Source organism: Streptomyces sp. NPDC050617 (assembly GCF_040654795.1).
In the GTDB taxonomy this organism is placed as follows: Bacteria; Actinomycetota; Actinomycetes; order Streptomycetales; family Streptomycetaceae; genus Streptomyces.
In genome coordinates, this window is record NZ_JBFAIS010000028.1 from 13,881 (window position 1) to 36,435 (window position 22,555).

A 22,555-nucleotide genomic window follows, 5' to 3' on the forward strand; every position below is an offset into this window, starting at 1 on the left:
TACGGGCCCTGCGCCATGTCCGCTAGCGCATGACCTCCGGCTCGTGGCGGCGCAGCAGCCTGGCGACCGCGAGGCCGCAGACGACGCCGAGGGCGATGAGCACGGCCATGTCCAGGCCCCAGACCGCCGCGGAGTGCTCCCACAGCGGGTCGAGGTTGGTCGGGTCGTCCTTGTCCATCGGGGACATGATGTGCGTCAGGTCCAGCGTCGCGCCCGCGGCGCCGACCGCCCAGCGGGACGGCATCAGCCAGGCGATCTGCTCGACGCCGGGCGAGTCGTAGATCTTGAACATGATGCCGGTGAAGACGACCTGGACGATCGCGAACATCACCAGCAGCGGCATCGTCTTCTCGGCGGTCTTGACCAGCGAGGAGATCACGAGGCCGATCATCATCGAGGTGAAGCCGAGGGCGATGATCACCAGACACAGCTCCACGGCCGGGAGGCCGGCGAGGACGACGCCCTCCTCGGGCAGCGCGCGGATCGAGAAGCCGATCGCGCAGAGGATGACGCCCTGGATCGCGGTGATCACGCCGAGGACGATCACCTTGGACATCAGATAGGCGGAGCGGGACAGGCCGACGGCCCGTTCCCGTTCGTAGATCACCCGCTCCTTGATCAGCTCGCGGACGGAGTTGGCGGCGCCGGAGAAGCACATGCCGACCGCGAGGATCAGCAGGATGGTGCCCGCGTCCTGGTTGAAGCGGCCCTTCGTCGGCGCGCCCAGCCCGAAGTCGGAGGGGATCACGCAGCTCACCCCGCCGAGCACGGCGGGCAGGATCACCATCAGCCCCATGAAGCCGCGGTCGGAGGCGATGACCGAGACATAGCGGCGCATCAGCGTCCAGAGCTGGGAGCCCCAGCTCTGCGGCTTGGGGACGCGGGCCGGCGGCGGGGCGTGCTGCGCGTACGCCTGCTGGGGTGCGGCGGCGTCCAGGTCGGCGGCGTACATCTGGTAGTGCTGCGAGCCGCGCCAGCGGCCCGACCAGTCGTAGTCGCGGTAGTTCTCGAAGGCGGAGAAGACATCGGCCCAGGTGCCGTAGCCGAAGAAGTTCAGCGCCTCGTCGGGCGGGCCGAAGTAGGCGACCGAGCCGCCGGGGGCCATCACCAGGAGCTTGTCGCAAAGGGCGAGCTCGGCCACGGAGTGGGTGACGACCAGGACGGTGCGGCCGTCGTCGGCGAGGCCGCGGAGCAGCTGCATGACGTCGCGGTCCATGCCCGGGTCGAGGCCGGAGGTCGGCTCGTCCAGGAAGATCAGCGACGGCTTGGTGAGCAGCTCCAGGGCGACGGAGACGCGCTTGCGCTGGCCGCCGGAGAGGGAGTGCACCTTTTTGTCTGCGTGGAGGTCGAGCTTGAGCTCGCGCAGCACCTCGCCTATCCGGGCCTCGCGCTCGTTCTCGGCGGTGTCGCCGGGGAAGCGGAGCTTGGCCGCGTACCGCAGCGCTTTTCGGACACTGAGCTCCTTGTGCAGGATGTCGTCCTGCGGGACCAGGCCGATGCGCTGGCGCAGCTCGGCGAACTGCTTGTAGAGGTTCCGGTTGTCGTAGAGGACCTCGCCCCGGTCGGCGGGGCGGTAGCCGGTGAGGGCGCGCAGCAGGGTGGACTTGCCGGAGCCCGACGGGCCGATGACCGCGATCAGGGACTTCTCGGGGACGCCGAAGGAGACGTCCTTGAGGATGGTCTTGTTCTCGGCGACGGTGACCGTCAGATGGCGGGCCGAGAAGGAGACCTCGCCGGTGTCGACGAATTCCTCCAGCCGGTCCCCGACCAACCGGAAAGTGGAGTGGCCGACTCCGACGATGTCGTTCGGGCCGATGATCTGATGGCGGACCGGCTGCCCATTGACATAGGTGCCGTTGTGACTGCCGAGGTCGACGATTTCGAAGCGGCCATCCGGGGCGGCCTTGAATTCGGCGTGATATCGGGATACCTGAAGGTCGGAAACGACCAGTTCATTCTCCAGCGCGCGGCCGATGCGCATCACCCGACCCAGCGCCAGCTGATGGAAGGTGGTGGGGCTGCGGTCGCCGTGGGCCGCCGGGGCCGCCTGGCCGCCCATGCCCGGCGGCTGCTGCTGCGCGGGTACGTACGCCTGCTGGGGCGGCTGGTGCTGGGGCGGCATCTGGTGCTGCGCCTGCTGCCAGCCGGCCTGCGGCGGTACGGGCTGCGGGTGCGCCTGCTGGTGCGGCGCGGGCTGCCGGCCCCAGCCGGGGCCGGGCTGCTGGTGCTGCGGGGCCGGGGCCTGCGCCCCCGGCGTGCCCTGCGCTCCCTGTGCTCCCTGTATTCCCTGCATTCCCGGCGCGACCTGCGGCGGGGCGGCGTTCGCCGGCTGGGCCGCGCTCGCCTGCCGCCCGCCGGGGAGCCCCGAGCCCGGCGCCGCGGCGGCCGCGCCGGAGAGGATCAGCCGCGGGCCGTCGGTCGCGTTTCCGAGATGGACGGTCGAGCCGGGGCCGATCTCCATCCGCTGGACGCGCTGCCCCTGCACGTACGTGCCGTTGGTGCTCCCATGGTCCTCGATGACCCAACTGCGGCCGTCCCAGCGGACGGTGGCGTGCCGCCATGAGACCCGCGCGTCCTCGATCGCCATGTCCCCCTGCGGATCCCGTCCGAGGGTATATGACCTGGATGGATCGAGTGTCCAGGTCTGTCCGTTCAATTCCAGTACGAGTTCCGGCACTCCATGCCCCACTACTTGTCCCCCGAATTACCCCCCACGACAGGGAGTCTAGGGATGGCGAACATCGGGAGGAACTATTTCAGGGACAGTCCCTCATCTGAAAGTCGGCATTGATCAGGGCCGGGTAACAGGGGCCCGTTGACGCAACCGGAACACCCCCGGAGAGTAGTAACCGCCCCCGGATACGCGCGGGTCGCGGGTATCCGGGCAACCGAGGTGGATCGGGGGCGTGATGACCACCAGCAGCGGCAGGCGGCCGGCGCGCGGCGCGGATATCGTCCTGACCTCCATAGCGGCGGTGAGCTGGGCCTTCCTGGCGATGGCGGCGGTGGCGGCGCTCGGCCTGAAGCTGCTCGGTGCGGACGGCACGGGCCGGCTCGGGCCGATGACCGCGGCCGCCGTGGTGCTCGCCGTCGGCGGGTCCGTCACCCCCTCCGGCGACCTCAAGGCCTTCGGTCTGGAGGGCGCGCAGGCGCGCACCGCCATCGATATCGCGCCACTGGGCGTGAGCCTGGCCGGCGCGCTCGTCCTCGGCTGGGTGTTCCTGCGGTCGCTGCGGGCCGCCGGCGCGACGATCCGGGGCGGGGAGCTGGCGGCGCGGGCGGCGACCGTGGCCGTGCTCTTCCTCGTCCTGCTCGGGGTGCTCGCCTGGGCCGGTTCGGACACCGTCACGATCGACGGCTCGGAGCTGGGCCTCGACAAGATCGCCGGCGGGCGCACGGGCATCGAGATCCCGGGCCTCGGCGACCTCGGGGACCTCGGCGGCGGGCTGACGAACGGGCTCGCCGACCTCGCGAACGCCAAGGCCGCCGTCGGCTTCAGCGTACGGACCGGGGCCTCGCTGCTCGGGGGCGCGCTGTGGGTCCTCGCGGTGCTGCTGATCGCGCTGCTCTCGTCCCGCTCCACGCCGCTGCCGCGCGGCTGGGAGGCGCTGCACCGGACCGTACGGCCGGCGGCGTCGGCGCTGCGCGCGGCCCTGGTGCTCGCGGTCTGCGCCGGGCTCGCGGCGGCCGTGTACGCGGCGATCGGCGACGACCACCCGCGCCGGGTGCTCGGCTCCGCCGTGCTCGCGGCGCCGAACGGGGTCTGGCTGGGCATTCCGATCGGGCTCTTCGTGCCCTGGCACGGCAGTGCGAGCGGCGTCCTGGTGCGGCTGCTGCCCGACCCGCTCGACAAGCTGCTCGGTTCGAAGACGGACGAGTCGGTGACGGTGGGGCGGCTGGCGGAGCTGGACGGGCGGGTGTGGCTGCTGGTCGTCGCGTGCGTGCTGACGATGCTGGCCACGGGGCTGCTCGCGGCGGCCCGCACCCCCCGGAACGGGCTGCGGCCGCTCGCCTTCGCGGTGCGGTCGGCGGTGTGGCTGGGCACGGTGACGGCGCTCACGCTGCCGCTGCTGGTGCGGCTGACGAGGGTGAAGGCGGACGCGAGCCTGTCGGTGCTGGGGTTCGACGCGTTCGGGGCCGGGCTCGACCTGCACGGGAACGGGGTCGCGGCGCTGCCGCTGGGCGCGGCCTGGGGAGCGGCGGCCGGGGCGGTCGGCGCCCTGCTGGCGTGTGCGACGGGGGCCGCGGGGCGGTGGGCCGCTCCGTACGCGCGGGGGCGGGGCGACGGCGGCGGCGCGGTCGGGCCGGACCCCGACCGCTCGCGCACCTATCCGAATCTGGCGTACGGGCCGGGCCCGTACAACCCCTCCCCCGCCTACCGCCCGCACGACGAGACGAACCCGTATCTGCGCCCCGCCAAGGACGACCCCTACACGACCCCGACCCGAACCGCCGCCCCCAAACCGCCCCCGCGCCGCCGCCCGCCGAGAGAGGCCCCACCGCCTCCGCCACCGCCGCCTCCGGCGCCTGGCCGCCCGGAGGGACCGCCGGGGCCTCGGGGCTGAGGGATCGGGGGGGCGCGGCATTCCGGCCGCCTACTCGAAAGGGGGCCGGCCGTCGTCTCCAGAGATAGCTCGCGCCGGGCCGGTCGGCCGCCCCTCTTTCGGGCGTTCGCGGGGGTCTCCGGACGGGCCGGGGCAGCGGCTCGGCGGGGCCCGGCCGCGCGCTCCGCGCCCGCGGTCCGCGGCAGCGCCCGGCATCCCAGCACCCGGGACACCTGTGCGGTTTCCGCGTGGCGCCCGATACCGTATGAGCACCATGAGCGCATCGCAGACTCCGCCCGTCTCCGGCGTCCCCGCCGTCTCCGGCCTCGCCGGGGACGACTCCCCCACCCTCCTCGTCAAGATCTTCGGCAAGGACCGGCCCGGCATCACCGCCGGGCTCTTCGACACCCTGGCCGCCTGGTCGGTGGATGTCATAGACATCGAGCAGGTCGTCACCCGAGGCCGGATCGTGCTCTGCGCACTGATCACCGCCCCCGTCGGCAGCGGCGCCACCGAGGGCGAGCTGCGGGCCACCGTGCACAGCTGGGCCGAGTCGCTGCACCTCCAGGCCGAGATCATCTCGGGCCGGGGCGACAACCGGCCCCGCGGCACCGGCCGTTCGCATGTCACCGTGCTGGGCCACCCGCTGACCGCCGAGTCGACGGCGGCCACCGCCGCCCGTATCACCGGCACCGGCGGCAACATCGACCGTATCTTCCGGCTCGCCAAGTACCCCGTCACGGCCGTGGAGTTCGCGGTCTCGGGCGCGGAGACCGCCGTCCTGCGGACCGCGCTCGCCACCGAGGCGGCGCGGCTCGGCGTGGACGTGGCCGTCGTGGCGTCCGGCCTCCAGCGGCGCGCGCAGCGGCTCGTCGTCATGGATGTGGACTCGACCCTGATCCAGGACGAGGTCATCGAGCTGTTCGCGGCGCACGCGGGCTGCGAGGCCGAGGTCGCCGAGGTGACCGCCCAGGCGATGCGCGGCGAACTGGACTTCGCGCAGTCGCTGCACGCGCGGGTCGCGCTGCTGGCGGGGCTGGACGAGTCCGTGGTGGACAAGGTGCGCGCGGAGGTCCGGCTCACGCCCGGCGCCCGTACGCTCATCCGCACCCTCAAGCGCCTCGGCTACCAGGTCGGCGTCGTCTCCGGCGGCTTCACCCAGGTCACCGACGACCTCCAGGAGCGGCTGGGGCTGGACTTCGCCTCCGCCAACACCCTGGAGGTGGTGGACGGCAAGCTGACCGGCCGTGTCACCGGGGAGATCGTGGACCGGGCCGGCAAGGCCCGGCTGCTGCGCCGGTTCGCCGCGGAGGCGAAGGTTCCGCTCGATCAGACCGTGGCGGTCGGGGACGGCGCGAACGACCTGGACATGCTCAACGCCGCCGGCCTCGGCGTCGCGTTCAACGCGAAGCCGGTGGTCCGCGAGGCCGCGCACACCGCCGTGAACGTGCCCTTCCTCGACACGGTTCTGTACCTGCTGGGCATCACCCGCGAAGAGGTCGAGGCGGCCGACACCCACGAGTAGGTTCCGCCAAGTTCCGCCCATACCGACGCCAGAGCCCCGGAGCCATCGGCTCCGGGGCTCGGTGCGCTGACGAGCCGACGGGCGGCTACTCGTGCGGGGCCCAGAATTCGACCAGGCGGCCGACGCCGTGCTCGACGCCCTTCCAGGAGCCCTCGAAGGCGATCACCGCGATGGAGGCGGTCGGGAAGCCGGAGCGGTTCATACGGGGCAGCAGGTCGCCCTCGGACTCGCCCGCGAGGGCGTCGGCCAGGGCGTGCATTCCGGGGTTGTGGCCGACGAGCAGCAGGTCGCGCACGTCGTCGGCGGTCTCGTTGAGTACGGCGATCAGTTCGCCGAGGCTGGCCTCGTACAGCCGGTCCTCATAGACGGTCTTCGGGCGCTGCGGCAGCTCGTGGACCGCGAGCTTCCACGTCTCGCGGGTACGGGCCGCGGTCGAGCAGAGGGCCAGGTCGGGGACGATGCCCGCGTCGGCGAGGCGGCGTCCGGCGATCGGAGCGTCCTTGCGGCCGCGCTCCGCGAGCGGACGGTCGTGGTCGTCCACGTCGGGCCAGTCGGCCTTGGCGTGCCGGAGAATGACGATCTTGCGGGATTCCGTGGCTTGGGGGGTCGTACCCCGGGAAGATGCGGCGGCGCTCATACGTCCAGCTTCGCATGAAACCGTCCGTGAGGCGCGGGGTGTTGAAAGCCTTGTTCACCACGGGGGACGGCGCGCCCCCGGCCGCGCCGGCCGTCGCCGGACCGCCCGAGTACGTACGTACGCCGCGTTCCGTCCCGGCGCCCAGCGGCCCGTACGCTGCGGTCCCGCCCGGCGCCCGGCGGCCCGTACGCGCCAGCCCGACCCGCGCCCAGCAGTCCGTACGCTCCGGCCCGAAGCGCCCAGCAGCCCGTACGCTCCCGCCCGGCCCGCGCCCGGCGGCCCGTGCGGTCAGGACGACAGCAGGCCGCCGAGCACGTTCCGGAGCACTTCCAGCGCGTGCGAGGCCGAGTCGGCGCTCACCGAGTCCGCGGCGGCCGGCGAGACCATCAGGACGAACAGGACGACGAAGGCCGCCGCGGGCAGCACCAGGGCCCACCAGGGCAGCCGCGTCTGCGCGGTACGGGGAGCAGTGACGTGCAGGTGCGTGTCGGCGGACACCGGGATCGCCTCCGAGCGGTTCGAACGGGCACCGCCGGTTCGCGGTGTACATCAAACCTAGGGAGCGCGGATCGCCCGTCCCATCCGGTGACCCACCCACTTCCCCCTGACCCAGCACCCCTAAGGGTGGTGGGGCTAACCCCACCCTCGGGGGCGGCGGCGGGGGCCGGCGGGTCGGTCAGAGGGCAATCATCGGGACGGTCAGGGGGCCGCGAGGGAGGCGACGATCCCGATGACGACGGTGATGACGAGCATCACGCCGAGGATGGTCAGCAGGGTCTTCTGGCCGTTTTTGGGGTTCTCATCGAGCACGGGCATGGAGCAAGTCTCGCACCCCGCCCGGCGGTCGCGCCGAGGGGCCCGGCCCTGACGCGGACCTGCCCCGCCCGCCCTTCACCCCGCCCTTCACCCCGCCCGTCGGCCCGCCCTCCGGCCCGTACGCCCCGCCCCTCAGACCTCGTCCTCGATGACGCGGTCGCGGCCCGCCAGTATCCCGGCGAAGACCTGCGGCACCAGGAGGGCCGCCATCAGCGCGATCGGCTGCCCCCAGCCGCCGCTGTGCTGGTAGAGCACGCCGACGAGCAGCGGGCCGGGGATGGCGATCAGGTAGCCGGTGCTCTGGGCGAAGGCGGAGAGGCGGATGACGCCGGCGCTGCTCCGCGCCCGCATCCCGATCATCGTCAGGGCCAGCGGGAAGGCGGAGTTGGCGACGCCGATCAGCAGCGCCCACGCCCAGGCGCCCCCGGCCGGAGCGAGGTAGAGCCCGGCGTAGCCGGTGAGGCCGAAGACGCCGAGGAGCACGACGAGGGGGCTCTGGCTGCGCAGCCGGGAGGCCACCCGCGGCAGTACGAAGGAGAGCGGCACGCTCACCAGCATGACCACGGCCAGCAGCACTCCCGAGGTGGAGGCGGACATCCCCGCGTCGCGGAAGATCTGCGGCATCCAGCCCATGGTGATGTACGCGCCGGTGGCCTGGAGGCCGAAGAAGACGGCCATCGCCCAGGCGGTGGCGGAGCGGGTTATGGGGGCGCGGGACTCGTCCGGCGCGGCGTTCGGCGCGCCGTGGTGCGTACGGCCGGTGCGGGCGTCGGGGTGCGTACGGTCGCGGGCGACGACCGCCCAGGGCACCACTGCGAGTGCGGCGAGCACGGCCCACGCGCCGAGCCCGACGCGCCAACTGCCGCCCAGCGCGTGGGTCATGGGCACGGTCGCGGCGGCGGCCGCCGCGGTGCCCAGGGCCATGGCCATGGAGTAGACGCCCGTCGTCGAGCCGACCCGGTCGGGGAAGTAGCGCTTGACGATCACCGGCATCAGGATGTTGGAGACGGCTATGCCCGCCAGGGCGAGGGCGCTCGCGGCCAGGAAGACCGCCGTGCCGCCGGCGAACGGCCGCAGGATCAGGCCCGCGGCGATGGCGGCCATGCCCGCGCAGACGACCGCGCCGGGGCCCCAGCGGCGCGCGAGCCGGGGCGCGGCGAAGCCGAAGACCGCGAAGCACAGGGCGGGCACCGAGGTGAGGAGTCCGGCGACGGCGCCGCTCATGCCGAGGCCCGTGCGCACCTCCTTGAGGAGGGGGCCGAGGCTGGTGACGGCGGGGCGGAGGTTGAGGGCGGCGAGGACGAGGCCGGCGAGCACCAGCGGGCGCAGCCATCGCGCACCGGCGCCGCGGGGGTCCGGCGCCTCGGGCATCTCGGGCCCCTTGCGCGTCTCGGAAGCCTTGGGCATCTCGGAAAGGTTGGGCATCTCAGGCGCCTCGGGTATCTCGGGCGCCCTCGGTACCCCAGGGGACTCGTGAGTCTCGTGGGCGCGGTCCGCTCCGCCGGGATTGCTCGTCATAACCTCTTCGTCTGCCATTGGCCCATCATAGAATCATGGGATGATTAGCTGTCCAGCTTTCCATGATGAGGTGGATCACCTCCACCGTTCACGTTCAGGAGCCGAGTCTCATGCCACTGACCTCTCCCCGGCGCTCCGCCCTCGTCGACCAGGTGATCGCCGAGCTCCGGACCCAGATCACCTCCGGCGAGTGGCCCGTCGGCTCCCGCATCCCGACCGAGCCCGAACTGGTCGAACAGCTCGGCGTGGCCCGCAACACCGTCCGGGAGGCGGTGCGCGCGCTCGCGCACAACGGCCTGCTGGACATCCGGCAGGGCTCGGGCACGTACGTCGTCGCCACCAGCGAGCTGGCCGGGGTGATGCTCCGCCGGTTCGCGGACTCCGATCCGGAGCAGGTCGCGGAGTTGCGCGGCGCGCTGGAGACGCGGGCCGCCGCGCTGGCCGCCCTGCGGCGCACCGACGCGGACCTGCGGCAGCTGGAGACGCTGCTCGACCGGCGCGAACGGGCGTGGGAGTCGGGGGACGCGGAGCTGTTCGTGGAGGCGGACGCGACCTTGCACGCGGCCGTGGTGGCCGCCGCCCACAACGAGGTCATGAGCGAGGTGTACGCGGACCTCGGCGGGGTGGTGCGCGGCTTCCTGCGCGCGGGCCTCGGCACGGAACTGCGGCCGGAGGCGTGGATGGACCACTCCCGGCTGGTCGCCGCGATCCGCGAAGGCGACAGCGAGAAGGCGGAGACCGAGGCGGCGGCGCACAACTTCGACTGCCGTCCGGCGCGCTGCACCCGCAGCTGACGGCCGCGCGGCCCGCCGGACCGAACGGGCGACGCCCCGGCCCCCGCGCGCTGCGGGTTCCGGGGCGTCGTCGCGTACGTACGGCCGTGAGGACTCAGGCCCCCATCATGTGCACGCCGCCGTCCACGTGGACGATCTCGCCCGTGGTGCGCGGGAAGAAGTCGGAGAGCAGGCCGACGACGCCGCGGCCGGCGGGCTCCGGGTCGGTGAGGTCCCAGCCGATGGGCGCGCGGTGGTTCCAGACGTCCGCGAGCTCCTCGAAGCCGGGGATGGACTTGGCGGCCATCGACTTGATGGGGCCGGCCGAGACCAGGTTGCAGCGGACGTTCTTGGCGCCCAGGTCCCGCGCGAGGTAGCGGTTGGTGGACTCCAGGGCCGCCTTGGCGACGCCCATCCAGTCGTACTTCGGCCAGGCGAACTGCGCGTCGAAGGTGAGGCCGACGACCGAGCCGCCGTGCTCCATGAGCGGCAGGCAGGCCATGGTCAGGGACTTCAGCGAGTACGCCGAGACGTGCACGGCGGTCGAGACGTCCTCCCAGCTCGCCTCCAGGAAGTTGAAGGCGCCCTGCGGGCCGAAGGCGATGGAGTGCACGATGCCGTCCAGGCCCGCGCCGTCGCCCTGGAGCTCGCGGACCTTGTCGGCCAGCCCGTCGAGGTGCTCCTGGTTGGTGACATCCAGCTCGATGACCGGGGCCGGCTTGGGCAGCCGCTTGGCGATGCGCTCGACGAGGGAGAGCCGGCCGAAGCCCGTGAGGATCACCTCGGCGCCCTCGTTCTGGGCGACCTTGGCGGCCTGGAAGGCGATCGAGGACTCCGTGAGGACGCCCGTCACCAGAATGCGCTTGCCTGCGAGGATTCCGCTCATGCTGATCAGTGACCCATGCCCAATCCGCCGTCGACAGGAATGACGGCTCCAGTGATGTATGCGGCCTCGTCCGAGGCGAGGAAGCGGACCGAGGAGGCGACCTCGGCCGGATCGGCGTAGCGGCCCAGCGGGACCTGCCCGACGATGCCCTTGCGCTGCTCGTCGGTGAGTACGCGCGTCATGTCGGTGTCGACGAAGCCGGGGGCGACGACGTTGACGGTGATGTTCCGGGAGCCCAGCTCACGGGCGAGGGAGCGGGCGAAGCCGACGAGCCCGGCCTTGGAGGCGGCGTAGTTCGCCTGCCCGGCGGAGCCCATCAGCCCGACGACTGAGGAGATGAGCACGACGCGGCCCTTGCGGGCGCGCAGCATGGCCTTCGAGGCGCGCTTGACGACCCGGAAGGTGCCGGTGAGGTTGGTCTCGACGACCGACGCGAAGTCGTCCTCGGACATCCGCAGCAGCAGCTGGTCGCGGGTGACGCCGGCGTTCGCCACCAGCACCTCGACCGCGCCCTGCTTCTCCTCGATCTCCTTGTACGCCTGCTCGACCTGCTCGGGGTCCGTGATGTCGCACTTCACGGCCAGGAACCCGGCCGGCGGCTCACCGGAGCGGTAGGTGATGGCGACCTTGTCGCCTGCGTCGGCGAAGGACCGGGCGATGGCGAGGCCGATGCCCCGGTTGCCTCCGGTGACGAGAACCGAGCGGCTCAACGGATCACCCTTTCGTAGGTGGTGCTGGATACACCGAACGTATAGGTCCGCGTCGCCGAAAAGAGAATCGAGCTTCGACAGGGGCGAGTGGCGGTCCCTGTCGGGTCCCTACAGAAGCCGCCGGTGACGTGGACCCGAATAGCCCTGGGTGGGTGGGCGGCGGCGCGGCTGCGGCGAGCCGTGATCATTCCACGGCTCCCGATGCGCCCGGCCGGACGCCGACCATCGCGTAACACGGCGTGCTACGGTCCTTCGTATGGCTACCAGGGAACGCTTCAGCATCAGCATGGACCCGGCCGTCCGTGCGTCGGTGAAGGAGCACGCCGACGCCATGGGGCTCGACGTGTCCTCGTACGTCACCGCTGCCGTACTGCGTCAGATGGCGGACGACGCGGTCGTCGCCCGCCGCTTTGCGGCAACGGATGCCGCGGTCAGCGCCACGGAGGCCCTGCCGGCCCCCGAGGACACCGGTCCGGAGATCGATTTCGACGACGACGAGCTGACGGCGGCCCGGGCCGGGATCGCCGAAGCCCTGGCGGCCGAGGCCCGGAACGCGGCGTGAACTCGGTCTTCGTCTACGACGCGGGGATGCTCATCGCCCTGGACCGCCGGGAGAAGTCCGCCCACCTCCTGCACACGGTCCTGACCGAGGAAGGGCACCCTCCCGTCGTACCGCTCCCCGTCCTGGCACAGGCGTGGCGCCCCGGGCGGTGGACTCCGCTGACCCGCGCGGTGCCGCAGTGCGTCGTCTTCGGCACCCGCACCGCGGCACTCCCCGCGTGCGGCGCCTGCCAGGCAGGCCACACGGAGGACGACGCGAAACGCGCCGGACACCTGCTGGCCACGGCGTCGATCCCCCAGGAGAAGCGGCCCGACGCCGTCGACGCGCTCCTCGTGGTCATCGCCGCCCGACACCCCGCCGCGGTCATCGTCACCTCGGACCCCCACGACATCACGGCGTACCGCGACGCCCTCACCGGCCCCACGGACGACAGCGTCCGTGTACTCGCCACACCGGACATCGCCGGATTCATCGCAGGCAAGCGGGTCCTGCGATAGCCCCGGCCCACTGTCCGCCGCCGACGGCTCGGCGAAGCTTTCAGACGGTACCGGAACTCCGCTGGTCTGACCCTCGATACGGCCGCCGAGGAACTGGGGGCCGACGACCATGCGGGAACAGTTGCGGCGGCTGCTCGACGTTTCCGAAATGCCCAACGTGACCCTGCAGGTCATGCCGTTGGACGCGACCCCTCACCTCGGCAACGCGGGCAGTTTCAGCCTGGTGGGCTTCCCGGGCCCCATGAGTGAATGTCGAACGCTGTGGCGCGAACAGCGCCCGGTGGTCAGCCGCGTCGGCTGAAGACACCGTCCAGCCAGTCGCAGACTTCCTGGGCCAGGCGCGTGGGGTTGTTGGCCTGGCAGTGCGCGTCCGCGCCGGTGGACGCGTCGAGTTCGAGCAGTGTCTTGTCCGCGACGGGGAGGCCGTCGTGCCAGCGGCGGGTCTGGTCGATGAAGCCGGGCCCTTCGCCGCTGCCCGCGATGGACAGGAAGGCGCAGTCGACCCCGGACGGGTCGGCCCGGAAGGTGGCGAAGAGTTCGGCCAGTTCTGCCGCCGTGGTCAGGCCGGAGCGCCACAGGTACATGAGGAAGCCGGCGTGTACCGCGCCACCGGCGGCGGCCATGGCTTCGAGCGCCTCGACGGGAAGCATGCTGCCGCCGTCGTAGAGCGGGGTGCTGGCGACGCAGGCGGCGACGGGGCGTTCGGTCATCACGGCGCGGCTGACCATGTAGCCGCCGGCGCTCATGCCCAGGAGGGCCAGCCGCGCGGGGTCCGTGCCGTAGGCGGCGACGAGGTGGTCGACGACCGCTCCGATGGGCCGTTCCGCCTCGCTCATCAGGTGCAGACCGCGCAGCGGGGTGGTGCCCTGGCCGGGCAGGTCCACCATCACCGCGGTGTAGCCGCGCCGCCACGCGTTCAGTCCGATGAGGTGGAACACGTCCTCCCGGCAGGTGTCGAGGCCGCCGTGCAGCAGCAGCGTCGGGGCCCCGGGGCCGGCGTCCAGGCGCAGTCCGGGGAGCGACGCGGACCCGAAGGGCACTTCCAGGTACGTCAGGGGCAGTTCCATCAGCCTCGTGGCGTCGGCGAACGCGCTCTCGAACTTACCGATGAGGGCCTCGAACACGGCAGCGTCCGCGGCGGCGAACTGCCATGCCTGCCGGTAGGCGTAGTACGCCTTCATCAGGACCTCGCCGGCGCTGCGCCGCCGCCCTCGCGCCTCCCAGTCCGCGGCCAGGGCACGCTGCGCGTCGCCGTAGGCTTCGAATTCCTTCACCCAGCTCTTCGTATCGCCGTCCTCGATCCGGGAGGCGATGGCGTACAGCTCGCCCGCGTCCGGGCCACCGGTCTTGGCGGCGGCCACGGACATCTGGAACACGTAATCCATGTCGCGGTCGTCGAAACGGTAGTGAATCGCGGCGCTGCTGCGCTGAATCGGCTCATTGCTCATGCACGCCACGCTAAAAGCGGTACGAGCGGTGGCGGGAGGACCGAATCCGCGGGCTCGGGGACCGTTCACGCGGTCGTGCCGCGCCGATAGGCATCGGGACCGCAATCGTGCCGCCGGTGGAAAGCGCGGCGGAACGCCCGGTCATCGGAATAGCCGAGCCGGGTCGCGATGGCCCTGACCGGCAGCGGGCTGTTGCGCAGCAGATCGACCGCCCGGCTGTCGCGAGCCGCCTCGACCTCGGCCCGCCAGCTGGTTCCGGCTTCGCGCAGGTGCTGCTGCATCATGCGGGGGCTTACCGCCAGGTGCCGGGCGGCGGTGTCGAGCGTGACCGGGCGGTCGGCGAAACCGTCGGCCAGGAAGGCACGTACCCGGTCGGGCCAGGACTCCGCGGGCAGCCGGCGCCCGTCCGCGTGCCGGCGGAGCATCGCGGCGAGCAGGGGGTCGGCTCCGAGCAGCGGCAGGTCGAGGTCCCGGCGCGTCAGCGTGATCGTGGTCGCCGGGCACCCGAAGTCGACGTCGTCCGCCCCCAGGATCTCGGCGAGCGCGTGGCGCCGTTTCGGGGCCGGGGCCGGCTGCACGAGGCCGATGTGGGCGGGGCGGATCGGGCGGCCGGTGGCGTGCCGGGCCATGGTCAGATGCCAGCTCAGCGCGTACGACTCCGCGTGCGGGAAACGGGGGCCGCCCGGCAGCATCCGTTCGACGACGGCCCCGCCGGCGCCTTCGGCCCACCCGTACGCACCGCCGGTGGCGACTACCGAGATGTACCGGATCGCCGTGTCGAAGGCTGCCTTGAGTGAGTCCGCCGTGAGGAACAGGTAGTCGAACAGGCCCTGCCTGCCGGGCTGGTGATCACGGCCGAAGCGCGCGCCGAACAGGGGGTCGCCCACCGTGTCGGCGGCGCGGTCCAGCAGATCCATGCCGAGCCGGCCCTCCACCCAGCCGGCCGGGTCGGTGAGCCGGTCCGTGTCGAGACCGGTTGCGCGGGCCAGTCGGCGGCTGTCGACTCCCGTTCTGGACAACAGGTCCAGGAGGGCTCGGGGCCCGGCTACCGAAATGGTGCCCAAGCTCGGTGAAAGCGGCCCGCTGCCACGGGGAGAGTCCGTCGGATCACTCACTGTGCCTTTCACCTCATCGCATGATTGGCGTGCCCCTCACCGCTTTGTCGGGCCATCGTGGTCAGGCCTTTGTGCGGCCGCGATTGTCACGAAGGCTTTGCCGCCGCGCATTCTTCCGACGCTACACGCCGTGCGATCGGTCCCGGCGAGAGCTCGGCCACCGCCGCGCGCCAAGGCCGGTAAACGATAAAGGCGCTGGGCAACAGGGCACCCGAGCGGCATGATGCGCAGGAACCACTACCGGAGGATGCCGTGCCTGCTGCTTCGCCACACTCCATCGACATCGACGCGTCGTTTCTCGCGTTGCCGCTGCGACCGCTGGCCGACGCGGCGCTGGCCCGCGCGCGGGCGCTGGGGGCCGATCACGCCGACTTCCGTTTCGAGCGGGTGCGCAGCGCGTCGTGGCGGCTGCGGGACGCCCGGCCGACGGGGGCCTCGGACACCACGGATCTGGGGTACGCGGTGCGCGTGGTGCACGGCGGGACGTGGGGGTTCGCGTCCGGGGTGGATCTGACCATGGACGCGGCGGCGCGCGTGGCCGCGCAGGCCGTGGCGATGGCGAAGCTGTCGGCGCGGGTGATCGCGGCGGCCGGTTCCGACGAGCGGGTGGAGCTGGCGGCGGAGCCGGTGCACGCGGAGCGGACCTGGGTCTCCTCGTACGAGATCGATCCGTTCACCGTGCCGGACGCCGAGAAGACGGACCTGCTGGCCGACTGGAGCGCCCGGCTGCTGCGCGCGGACGGGGTGGCGCACGCGGACGCGGTGCTGATGACCGTTCACGAGAACAAGTTCTATGCCGATACGGCCGGCACCGTGACGACCCAGCAGCGGGTCCGGCTGCACCCGGAGCTCACGGCGGTGGCGGTGGACCCGGCCAGCGGCGAGTTCGACTCGATGCGGACGATCGCGCCGCCGGTGGGGCGCGGCTGGGAGTACCTGACGGACGGGCGTTACGACTGGGACGCGGAGCTGGCGCGCATCCCGGAGCTGCTGGCGGAGAAGATGCGCGCCCCGAGCGTCGAGCCCGGCGCGTACGACCTGGTGGTGGACCCGTCCAATCTGTGGCTGACGATCCACGAGTCGATCGGCCACGCCACCGAGCTGGACCGGGCGCTGGGCTACGAGTCGGCGTACGCGGGGACGTCCTTCGCCACCTTCGACCAGCTGGGCAAGCTCAAGTACGGCTCCGAGATCATGAATGTGACCGGCGACCGCACGGTCGAGCACGGGCTGGCCACCATCGGCTATGACGACGAGGGCGTGGCCGGCCAGTCCTGGGACCTGGTCAAGGACGGCACGCTCGTCGGCTACCAGCTCGACCGGCGGATCGCGAAGCTGACCGGCTTCGAGCGGTCCAACGGGTGCGCGTACGCGGACTCGCCCGGCCATGTGCCCGTACAGCGGATGGCGAACGTCTCGCTGCGGCCCGCGCCGGACGGGCCGTCCACACAGGAGCTGATCTCGGGCGTCGAGCGCGGCATCTATGTGGTGGGCGACCGGTCGTGGTCCATCGATATGCAGCGCTACAACTTCCAGTTCACCGGGCAGCGCTTCTTCCGCATCGAGCACGGGCGGCTCGCCGGGCAGCTGCGCGATGTCGCCTACCAGGCATCGACGCCCGAGTTCTGGGGCTCGATGGCGGCGGTCGGCGGCCCCCAGACGTACGTGCTGGGCGGGGCCTTCAACTGCGGCAAGGCGCAGCCCGGCCAGATCGCGGCGGTCTCGCACGGCTGCCCCTCGGCGCTCTTCGAGGGCGTCAACATCCTCAACACCGCGCGGGAGGCCGGCCGATGAACCGGCGTCGACCGCAAGCCGTACGCCCCGCAGCCCTCGGACAGCAGCACCGTCACCACCCCGCCCAGGAGGCCGGCCGATGAGCCCGCGCAGCAGCAAGCCCCACGAGATCGTCGAACGGACCCTGGAGCTGTCCCGCGCGGACGGCTGCGTCGTCATCGCCGAGGAGCGCTCCACCGCCAACCTCCGCTGGGCCGGCAACGCCCTGACGACCAACGGCGTCACCCGCGGCCGTGGGCTGACCGTCGTCGCGACGGTCGACGGGGCGCAGGGCACCGCCTGCGGCGTCGTCTCGCGCTCCGCCGTCACGACGGAAGAGCTGGAGCCGCTGGTACGGGCCGCCGAGGAGGCCGCGCGGACCGCCGGGCCCGCCGAGGACGCCCGGCCGCTGGTGGCGGGCGTACCGCACTCCCCCGACTTCGCCGACGCGCCCGCCGTCACCTCCCCCGAGGTCTTCGCGGACTTCGCCCCGGCGCTCGGCGAGTCCTTCGCGCGGGCCCGCGCGGCCGGCCGGGCGCTGTACGGGTTCGCCAACCACGAGGTGGTCTCCAGCTACCTCGGCGCCTCCACCGGGCTGCGGCTCCGCCACGACCAGCCCACCGGCACCCTGGAGCTGAACGCGAAGGCCGCCGGGCGGGACGGCGGTCCGGCGCGGTCCGCCTGGGCGGGGCGGGCCACACGGGACTTCAAGGACATCGACCCGGCGGCGCTCGACGCCGACCTCGCCCGGCGGCTCGCCTGGGCCGAGCGGCGGACCGAGCTGCCGGCCGGGCGGTACGAGACGCTGCTGCCGCCGACGGCCGTGGCGGACCTGCTGATCTACCAGCAGTGGCGGGCGGCGAGCGCGCGGGACGCGGCGGAGGGCCGTACGGTCTTCGCCCGGCCCGGCGGCGCCACCCGCGTCGGCGAGCGGCTGTCCGAGCTGCCGCTCACGCTGCGCAGCGACCCGGCGGAGCCGGGCCTGGAGGCCGCGCCGTTCGTGATCGCGCACGCCTCGGAGGACGACTCGTCGGTCTTCGACAACGGGCTGCCGCTGGCCCGCACCGACTGGATCCGCGACGGCGTGCTGAACCGGCTGCAGGCCACCCGCCACAGCGCCGAGCTCACGGGGCAGCCCGTCGCCCCGGCCGTCGACAATCTGATCCTCGACGGCGGCGGCTCCCGTTCGCTGGAGGAGATGATCGCGGGGACGGAGCGCGGGCTGCTGCTGACGAGCCTGTGGTACATCCGCGAGGTCGATCCGGCCACGCTGCTGCTGACCGGGCTGACCCGCGACGGCGTCTATCTGGTGGAGCGCGGCGAGGTCGTCGGCGAGGTGAACAACTTCCGCTTCAACGAGTCGCCCGTGGGGCTGCTCTCCCGCGCCGCCGAGGCGGGCCGCACCGAGCGCACGCTGCCGCGCGAGTGGGGCGACTGGTTCACCCGCGCCGCGATGCCCGCGCTGCGGGTCCCGGACTTCAACATGAGCTCCGTCAGCCAGGGGGTGTGAGCCGCTGTCGGTGGTGTGAGCCGCGGCCTGCACGTACGAGCCGCGGCCCGGCCGTACGAGCCGCAGCCTGGGGGCACGAGCCGCGGCCCGGCCATACGAGCCGCCGAATAGACTGGTCCCGACCATCCCACCCGTACACCGATCATCAGGAACGCCATGACACGCCTCGGCGAATCCGTCGCCCGCGCCAGCGAGCTCCTCGCGCAGGACCTCTCCTCCGACACCACGGTCGAGCGGCTGCTCACCGAGACGGGTTCGCGGCGCTATCTCGACCTGACGGACCTCTCCGCCGCGGAGCAGGCGGAGCTGATCGCCGGGCGGGCCGTGAACGTACTGCCGTCGGCGGAGAAGCTGGCCGCGGAGATCGAGTCCGTACGGGCCGCGGGCCGCGGCCTGAAGGTCAAGCTCGGCATCGACCCCACCGGGGCCGATGTGCATCTGGGCCACACCGTGCCCATGATCGTGCTGAGCCGCTTCCAGCGGATGGGCCATGACGTCACGCTGCTGATCGGCGACATCACGGCCAAGATCGGCGACCCGTCGGGGCGGTCCGCGGAGCGCCCGCCGCTGACCGACGAGGACATCGCCCGGCACCTGTCCACGTACCAGGACCAGGTCCGGCCGTTCTTCGACTTCGACAAGGTCGCGGTGCGGTTCAACAGCGAGTGGCTGGCGGGGATCGCGCTGCCGAAGCTCATCGGCATCCTCGCGCAGGTCCCGGCCTCGCAGCTGCTCCAGCGCGACGACTTCCGCAACCGGCTGGCGGCCGGCTCGGGGCTGACCATGTCGGAGCTGATCTACCCGATCGCGATGGCCATCGACTCCGCGGAGCTCGACTGCGACATCGAGCTGGGCGGCGTCGACCAGCTGCTCAACATGCAGATGGGCCGCAAGGTGATGGAGATCTACGGTCAGCGGCCGCAGATGATCGCCACCATGCCGCTGATCGAGGGCACCGACGGCACCGGCGCGAAGATGAGCAAGTCCAAGGGGAACGCGGTCGCCCTGACCGCCCCCGCCGACGACGTCTTCGGCAAGATCATGTCGATTCCGGACCGGCTGATGGTCCCGTACCTGCGGGCCTGGACCGAGTGGACCGACGCGGAGATCGACGCGGTGGGCGCGCGGCTGGAGGCGCGGACGCTGCACCCGATGGACCTGAAGAAGGTCCTGGCCGGCGAGGTCGTGGCCGCCCTGTACGGGGTGGAGGCGGCGATGGCGGCGCGCGCCGGGTTCACGGCGCAGTTCTCGAAGAAGAGCTTCGTGGACGTCGGCACGCTGCCCGTGGTGGACCTGGCCGAGCACGGCGAGAAGCCCGCGACGGCCGTGCTCGCCGCGGTCCTGGAGTTCCAGCCCAGCGCGTCGGCGGCCCGCCGGGTCGCCAAGCAGAACGGGCTGCGGCTGGTCGTGGAGACCGGGGACGGACAGGAGTCGATCGTGCTGGCCGAGGCGGAGGCCATCCGGCCGCTCGCCGAGGTCGTCGCCGAGGTGCTGGCGAAGGCCGGGCTCGACGCCGAGGGCGGCGTGTACCTGAAGGCCGGACGCAAGCTCGCGCAGCTCCAGGGCGTCCAGGGGGCCTGACGGCGCGGCGCGCCCTACCACGCACCTGCTCGGTCGGCTAGAAGCCGGCTATAAGGCGCGACGCGGCCGGGAAACCACCCGTCAGGTGGTTTCCCGGCCGCTCCCTCATACCTCGCGCCCGCCCGTTCACGTGCGCTGCTTGCCGCCCCGTACCGCGGCCCACAGCCGGTCGCCCACGGCGACGATCACGACCGCGCCCGCGAGTTGCAGCAGGTGTCTCGTCCAGTCGATGCCGCGGGTGTCGTTGACGCCGAGCCCGGTGGCCGCCCAGTTGCCCAGGACGCTGCCGAGGATGCCGAACACAGCCGTCAGCCAGAGCGGGATCTGCTGCTTGCCCGGCAGGATCGCCTTGGCGATCAGACCGAGCACCAAACCGACGATGATGGCCCACAACCAGCTCATGTCGCCTCCTATGCGGCGCGATGTGGCGTGCCAGCCCAGTCTCCGTCCAATACCCGTACGGCGCATGTCGGACCGGGTCGTACGAGGTAGGCATGACAGGGGACGGCGTCGCAGGACGCGCCCCGGTCTCGAACCCCGACGTGGCTCGGCGTAACGTTGGCTACGTCCCGGACGGGGAGAGCCGGCGCTGCGATCAGGTGGTGGAACGTGATGCGGAAGCAGAGCAGTGCCGAGACCTTCCGGATCACCGGCGCCCGGCAAGGGCTGACGGAGGATGTGCGCGGCCGGCAGCGGCGGTACATCATCTCCATGTCGGTGCGGACTCTGGCCGTCATCGCGACCGTCGTGTTGTGGGACGTCGAGCGGTATGTGGCCATCGCGACACTGGTTCTGGGCGCCGCGCTGCCTTATATCGCGGTGGTCATCGCCAACGCGGGCCGGGAGAACGCTCCTTCGCTGCCGGGCACCTTCGTGCCCGCGCCGACCCGACCGATGCTGGCGGCGGGTGCGCCGGAGCCCGGCGCGGAACCGGTCCCGGAAGCCAAGGCCGGTGAGCGGAGCGAGGGTTCGGCCGCCCAGGGCTGACCTTCAGCGCGGCACAAAGCTCAAGAAAAGCTCAGATCAATCATGTGGTTCCGGTGCACCGCCCCGGCTCGCCCGTGACATACTTCGTATGCGCTCCGCATCCCCCGTCGGAGCGACGGACCGACGCCGGGCGGCTCCCCCCGTGGCTGCCCGGCGTCGCCATGTGCACACTGGTTGCCGTGAACGACGAACCACGGAACGACGAAGCCCCGAACACCGCGTCACCGCACGCCGAAGCGCCGATCTGCTCGGCCAAGGGGTGCCGTGCCGCCGCCGTGTGGGTGCTGGCGTGGAACAACCCGAAGATCCACACCCCCGAGCGCCGCAAGACGTGGCTCGCGTGCGATGAACACCGCGAGCACCTCTCCCAGTTCCTCGGCGTCCGGTCGATGCTCAAGGACGTGGTGACGCTCGCCGACTGGGAGGCGGGGGCCGGCCGCGGCTGACACCAGCCGCTGCCGACCGGCGCCGGCCGCCGAGAGCCGGCACCGGCCGCCGTCGACCGACATCGGGCGCCGAGAGCCGACACCAGCCGCCCGTCGACCGGCATCAGCCGCCGATGGCCGACATCGGGCGCTGAGGCTGGAGGAAGGACGGGTCGTCCAGCCCGGAACCGGCCTTCTTCCCCCACATCGCGAGCTTCCAGCGGCGGGCGATCTCCTCGTCGGGCTCGCCGGAGCGCAGCGCGCCGCGCAGGTCCGACTCCTCCTGGGCGAACAGGCACGTACGGATCTGGCCGTCGGCCGTGAGCCGGGTGCGGTCGCAGGCGGCGCAGAACGGGCGGGTGACGGACGCGATGACGCCCACGCGGGCCGGGCCGCCGTCGACGACCCACCGCTCGGCGGGCGCGGAGCCGCGCGCGTCGTCGCCCTCGGGGGTGAGGTCGAAGCGGGTGCGCAGCGACGCGAGGATGTCCCCGGCGGTGATCATGCCGTCGCGCTTCCAGCCGTGCTGCGCGTCGAGGGGCATCTGCTCGATGAAGCGGAGTTCGTAGTCGTTCTCGACGGCCCAGGCGAGCAGGTCGGGGGCCTCGTCGTCGTTGAGGCCGGGCATCAGCACGGAGTTGACCTTGACGGGGGTGAGCCCCGCGTCACGGGCGGCCGCGAGGCCGTCCAGCACGTCGCCGTGGCGCTTGCGCCGCGTCATGGTCTGGAAGACGTCGGGCCGCAACGTGTCCAGGGAGACGTTGACGCGGTCCAGGCCGGCGTCGGCGAGGGCCCGCGCGGTGCGCTGGAGGCCGATGCCGTTGGTGGTCAGCGACATCTTGGGGCGCGGTTCGAGGGCGGCGACGCGGTCGACGATGGAGACGAGGCCGGGACGCAGCAGCGGTTCGCCGCCCGTGAAGCGGACGTCCGTGATGCCCAGCTCCGTGACGGCTATGCGGATCAGGCGGACGATCTCGTCATCGGTGAGCAGATCGGGCTTGGCGAGCCACTGCAGTCCCTCTTCCGGCATGCAGTACGTACAGCGCAGGTTGCAGCGGTCGGTCAGGGAGACGCGGAGGTCGGTGGCGACGCGACCAAAGGTGTCGATGAGCATGGTGGCGGCCCCTCCTGCGGAAATGAACCATGGATACAGCCAATAATCCGCAGCGTACGCGATGGGTCGGACACTCAGCACTCGCCCGAAATGAACGGGCGTGAGCGCTTGGTGACCCTGCGCGACGAGGGGCC

22 protein-coding genes are annotated in these 22,555 nt (G+C 72.2%); 11 read left to right on the top strand and 11 right to left on the bottom strand.

Annotated elements, in window-relative coordinates:
- Window positions 1–22: 22 nt before the first annotated feature.
- Window positions 23–2,689, bottom strand: coding sequence for an FHA domain-containing protein (locus AB0I49_RS29880; RefSeq protein WP_363230237.1), 2,667 nt, complete (start codon window positions 2,687–2,689; stop codon window positions 23–25).
- A gap of 220 nt (window positions 2,690–2,909) precedes the next feature.
- Here AB0I49_RS29880 and AB0I49_RS29885 point away from each other — a divergent pair, with 220 nt between their 5' ends.
- Both AB0I49_RS29885 and serB read left to right on the top strand, forming a co-directional pair.
- A complete protein-coding gene (locus AB0I49_RS29885; RefSeq protein WP_363230238.1) occupies window positions 2,910–4,565 on the top strand; it encodes a streptophobe family protein in 1,656 nt (551 codons plus the stop codon).
- Window positions 4,566–4,818: 253 nt separating this feature from the next.
- Entirely contained in the window at window positions 4,819–6,069 is a 1,251-nt protein-coding gene (serB, locus tag AB0I49_RS29890; RefSeq protein WP_363230239.1) for a phosphoserine phosphatase SerB, read from the top strand.
- Between the two features lie 85 nt (window positions 6,070–6,154).
- Here the strand turns inward: serB and AB0I49_RS29895 are convergent, their stop codons facing one another.
- The 4 genes from AB0I49_RS29895 to AB0I49_RS29910 all read right to left on the bottom strand — a co-directional run bounded on the left by AB0I49_RS29895 (window position 6,155) and on the right by AB0I49_RS29910 (window position 8,893).
- Window positions 6,155–6,706, bottom strand: coding sequence for a histidine phosphatase family protein (locus AB0I49_RS29895; RefSeq protein ID WP_363230240.1), 552 nt, complete (start codon window positions 6,704–6,706; stop codon window positions 6,155–6,157).
- A gap of 288 nt (window positions 6,707–6,994) precedes the next feature.
- Window positions 6,995–7,204: a hypothetical protein gene (locus AB0I49_RS29900; protein WP_363230241.1), complete on the bottom strand. Its 210-nt coding sequence runs from the start codon at window positions 7,202–7,204 to the stop codon at window positions 6,995–6,997.
- Between the two features lie 201 nt (window positions 7,205–7,405).
- Entirely contained in the window at window positions 7,406–7,522 is a 117-nt protein-coding gene (locus tag AB0I49_RS29905; protein WP_363230242.1) for an SGM_5486 family transporter-associated protein, read from the bottom strand.
- A 132-nt stretch (window positions 7,523–7,654) separates the two neighbouring features.
- On the bottom strand, window positions 7,655–8,893 hold the full coding sequence (locus tag AB0I49_RS29910) for an MFS transporter (protein WP_363230336.1): 1,239 nt from the start codon (window positions 8,891–8,893) through the stop codon (window positions 7,655–7,657).
- 257 nt (window positions 8,894–9,150) lie between these two features.
- On the opposite strand from AB0I49_RS29910, the gene AB0I49_RS29915 reads away from it, so the two are divergent.
- The gene (locus AB0I49_RS29915) at window positions 9,151–9,834 is read left to right on the top strand and encodes an FCD domain-containing protein (RefSeq protein ID WP_363230243.1); all 684 of its coding nucleotides are present in this window, start codon (window positions 9,151–9,153) and stop codon (window positions 9,832–9,834) included.
- A 94-nt stretch (window positions 9,835–9,928) separates the two neighbouring features.
- Here AB0I49_RS29915 and fabI read toward each other — a convergent pair whose 3' ends face one another.
- Both fabI and fabG read right to left on the bottom strand, forming a co-directional pair.
- A complete protein-coding gene (gene fabI, locus AB0I49_RS29920; RefSeq protein ID WP_363230244.1) occupies window positions 9,929–10,699 on the bottom strand; it encodes an enoyl-ACP reductase FabI in 771 nt (256 codons plus the stop codon).
- A 5-nt stretch (window positions 10,700–10,704) separates the two neighbouring features.
- Complete coding sequence (gene fabG / locus AB0I49_RS29925) at window positions 10,705–11,409, bottom strand: 3-oxoacyl-[acyl-carrier-protein] reductase (RefSeq protein ID WP_363230246.1); 705 nt, start codon at window positions 11,407–11,409, stop codon at window positions 10,705–10,707.
- A gap of 256 nt (window positions 11,410–11,665) precedes the next feature.
- Between fabG and AB0I49_RS29930 the strand changes: the two genes are divergently transcribed.
- The 3 genes from AB0I49_RS29930 (at window position 11,666) to AB0I49_RS29940 (ending at window position 12,769) form a co-directional block, all read left to right on the top strand.
- The gene (locus AB0I49_RS29930; protein WP_363230247.1) at window positions 11,666–11,971 is read left to right on the top strand and encodes a hypothetical protein; all 306 of its coding nucleotides are present in this window, start codon (window positions 11,666–11,668) and stop codon (window positions 11,969–11,971) included.
- The gene (locus tag AB0I49_RS29935; RefSeq protein WP_363230248.1) at window positions 11,968–12,468 is read left to right on the top strand and encodes a hypothetical protein; all 501 of its coding nucleotides are present in this window, start codon (window positions 11,968–11,970) and stop codon (window positions 12,466–12,468) included. The genes AB0I49_RS29930 and AB0I49_RS29935 overlap by 4 nt, the downstream gene beginning before the upstream one ends.
- 109 nt (window positions 12,469–12,577) lie before the next feature.
- Window positions 12,578–12,769, top strand: coding sequence for a Scr1 family TA system antitoxin-like transcriptional regulator (locus AB0I49_RS29940; RefSeq protein WP_363230249.1), 192 nt, complete (start codon window positions 12,578–12,580; stop codon window positions 12,767–12,769).
- Here the strand turns inward: AB0I49_RS29940 and AB0I49_RS29945 are convergent.
- Window positions 12,753–13,916, bottom strand: a complete 1,164-nt coding sequence (locus tag AB0I49_RS29945; protein ID WP_363230250.1) for an alpha/beta fold hydrolase — start codon at window positions 13,914–13,916, stop codon at window positions 12,753–12,755. The genes AB0I49_RS29940 and AB0I49_RS29945 overlap by 17 nt on opposite strands.
- Before the next feature lie 65 nt (window positions 13,917–13,981).
- Window positions 13,982–14,935, bottom strand: coding sequence for an AraC family transcriptional regulator ligand-binding domain-containing protein (locus AB0I49_RS29950; protein ID WP_363230251.1), 954 nt, complete (start codon window positions 14,933–14,935; stop codon window positions 13,982–13,984).
- 348 nt (window positions 14,936–15,283) lie between these two features.
- Between AB0I49_RS29950 and AB0I49_RS29955 the strand changes: the two genes are divergently transcribed.
- The 3 genes from AB0I49_RS29955 to tyrS all read left to right on the top strand — a co-directional run bounded on the left by AB0I49_RS29955 (window position 15,284) and on the right by tyrS (window position 19,895).
- Complete coding sequence (locus AB0I49_RS29955; RefSeq protein WP_363230252.1) at window positions 15,284–16,825, top strand: TldD/PmbA family protein; 1,542 nt, start codon at window positions 15,284–15,286, stop codon at window positions 16,823–16,825.
- Window positions 16,826–16,904: 79 nt separating this feature from the next.
- Window positions 16,905–18,314, top strand: coding sequence for a metallopeptidase TldD-related protein (locus AB0I49_RS29960; RefSeq protein WP_363230253.1), 1,410 nt, complete (start codon window positions 16,905–16,907; stop codon window positions 18,312–18,314).
- Between the two features lie 156 nt (window positions 18,315–18,470).
- Complete coding sequence (tyrS, locus tag AB0I49_RS29965; protein ID WP_363230254.1) at window positions 18,471–19,895, top strand: tyrosine--tRNA ligase; 1,425 nt, start codon at window positions 18,471–18,473, stop codon at window positions 19,893–19,895.
- Window positions 19,896–20,021: 126 nt separating this feature from the next.
- Here tyrS and AB0I49_RS29970 read toward each other — a convergent pair whose 3' ends face one another.
- Entirely contained in the window at window positions 20,022–20,297 is a 276-nt protein-coding gene (locus AB0I49_RS29970; protein WP_363230255.1) for a GlsB/YeaQ/YmgE family stress response membrane protein, read from the bottom strand.
- A 210-nt stretch (window positions 20,298–20,507) separates the two neighbouring features.
- On the opposite strand from AB0I49_RS29970, the gene AB0I49_RS29975 reads away from it, so the two are divergent.
- Window positions 20,508–20,882, top strand: coding sequence for a DUF3099 domain-containing protein (locus tag AB0I49_RS29975; RefSeq protein ID WP_363230337.1), 375 nt, complete (start codon window positions 20,508–20,510; stop codon window positions 20,880–20,882).
- Between the two features lie 179 nt (window positions 20,883–21,061).
- Entirely contained in the window at window positions 21,062–21,328 is a 267-nt protein-coding gene (locus AB0I49_RS29980; protein ID WP_363230256.1) for a hypothetical protein, read from the top strand.
- A 103-nt stretch (window positions 21,329–21,431) separates the two neighbouring features.
- On the opposite strand, the gene moaA is transcribed toward AB0I49_RS29980, so the two are convergent.
- Window positions 21,432–22,421, bottom strand: coding sequence for a GTP 3',8-cyclase MoaA (gene moaA, locus AB0I49_RS29985; protein WP_363230257.1), 990 nt, complete (start codon window positions 22,419–22,421; stop codon window positions 21,432–21,434).
- Window positions 22,422–22,555 lie beyond the last annotated feature (134 nt).

Bases quoted from the DNA above. Each gene is read 5' to 3' on its own strand.
- AB0I49_RS29885 (WP_363230238.1), top strand. From the start codon at position 2,910: ATGACCACCAGCAGCGGCAGGCGGCCGGCGCGCGGCGCGGATATCGTC.
- serB (WP_363230239.1), top strand. From the start codon at position 4,819: ATGAGCGCATCGCAGACTCCGCCCGTCTCCGGCGTCCCCGCCGTCTCC.
- AB0I49_RS29895 (WP_363230240.1), bottom strand. From the start codon at position 6,706: ATGAGCGCCGCCGCATCTTCCCGGGGTACGACCCCCCAAGCCACGGAA.
- AB0I49_RS29905 (WP_363230242.1), bottom strand. From the start codon at position 7,522: ATGCCCGTGCTCGATGAGAACCCCAAAAACGGCCAGAAGACCCTGCTG.
- AB0I49_RS29910 (WP_363230336.1), bottom strand. From the start codon at position 8,893: ATGCCCGAGGCGCCGGACCCCCGCGGCGCCGGTGCGCGATGGCTGCGC.
- AB0I49_RS29915 (WP_363230243.1), top strand. From the start codon at position 9,151: ATGCCACTGACCTCTCCCCGGCGCTCCGCCCTCGTCGACCAGGTGATC.
- fabI (WP_363230244.1), bottom strand. From the start codon at position 10,699: ATGAGCGGAATCCTCGCAGGCAAGCGCATTCTGGTGACGGGCGTCCTC.
- AB0I49_RS29930 (WP_363230247.1), top strand. From the start codon at position 11,666: ATGGCTACCAGGGAACGCTTCAGCATCAGCATGGACCCGGCCGTCCGT.
- AB0I49_RS29940 (WP_363230249.1), top strand. From the start codon at position 12,578: ATGCGGGAACAGTTGCGGCGGCTGCTCGACGTTTCCGAAATGCCCAAC.
- AB0I49_RS29945 (WP_363230250.1), bottom strand. From the start codon at position 13,916: ATGAGCAATGAGCCGATTCAGCGCAGCAGCGCCGCGATTCACTACCGT.
- AB0I49_RS29960 (WP_363230253.1), top strand. From the start codon at position 16,905: ATGAGCCCGCGCAGCAGCAAGCCCCACGAGATCGTCGAACGGACCCTG.
- tyrS (WP_363230254.1), top strand. From the start codon at position 18,471: ATGACACGCCTCGGCGAATCCGTCGCCCGCGCCAGCGAGCTCCTCGCG.
- AB0I49_RS29970 (WP_363230255.1), bottom strand. From the start codon at position 20,297: ATGAGCTGGTTGTGGGCCATCATCGTCGGTTTGGTGCTCGGTCTGATC.
- AB0I49_RS29975 (WP_363230337.1), top strand. From the start codon at position 20,508: ATGCGGAAGCAGAGCAGTGCCGAGACCTTCCGGATCACCGGCGCCCGG.
- moaA (WP_363230257.1), bottom strand. From the start codon at position 22,421: ATGCTCATCGACACCTTTGGTCGCGTCGCCACCGACCTCCGCGTCTCC.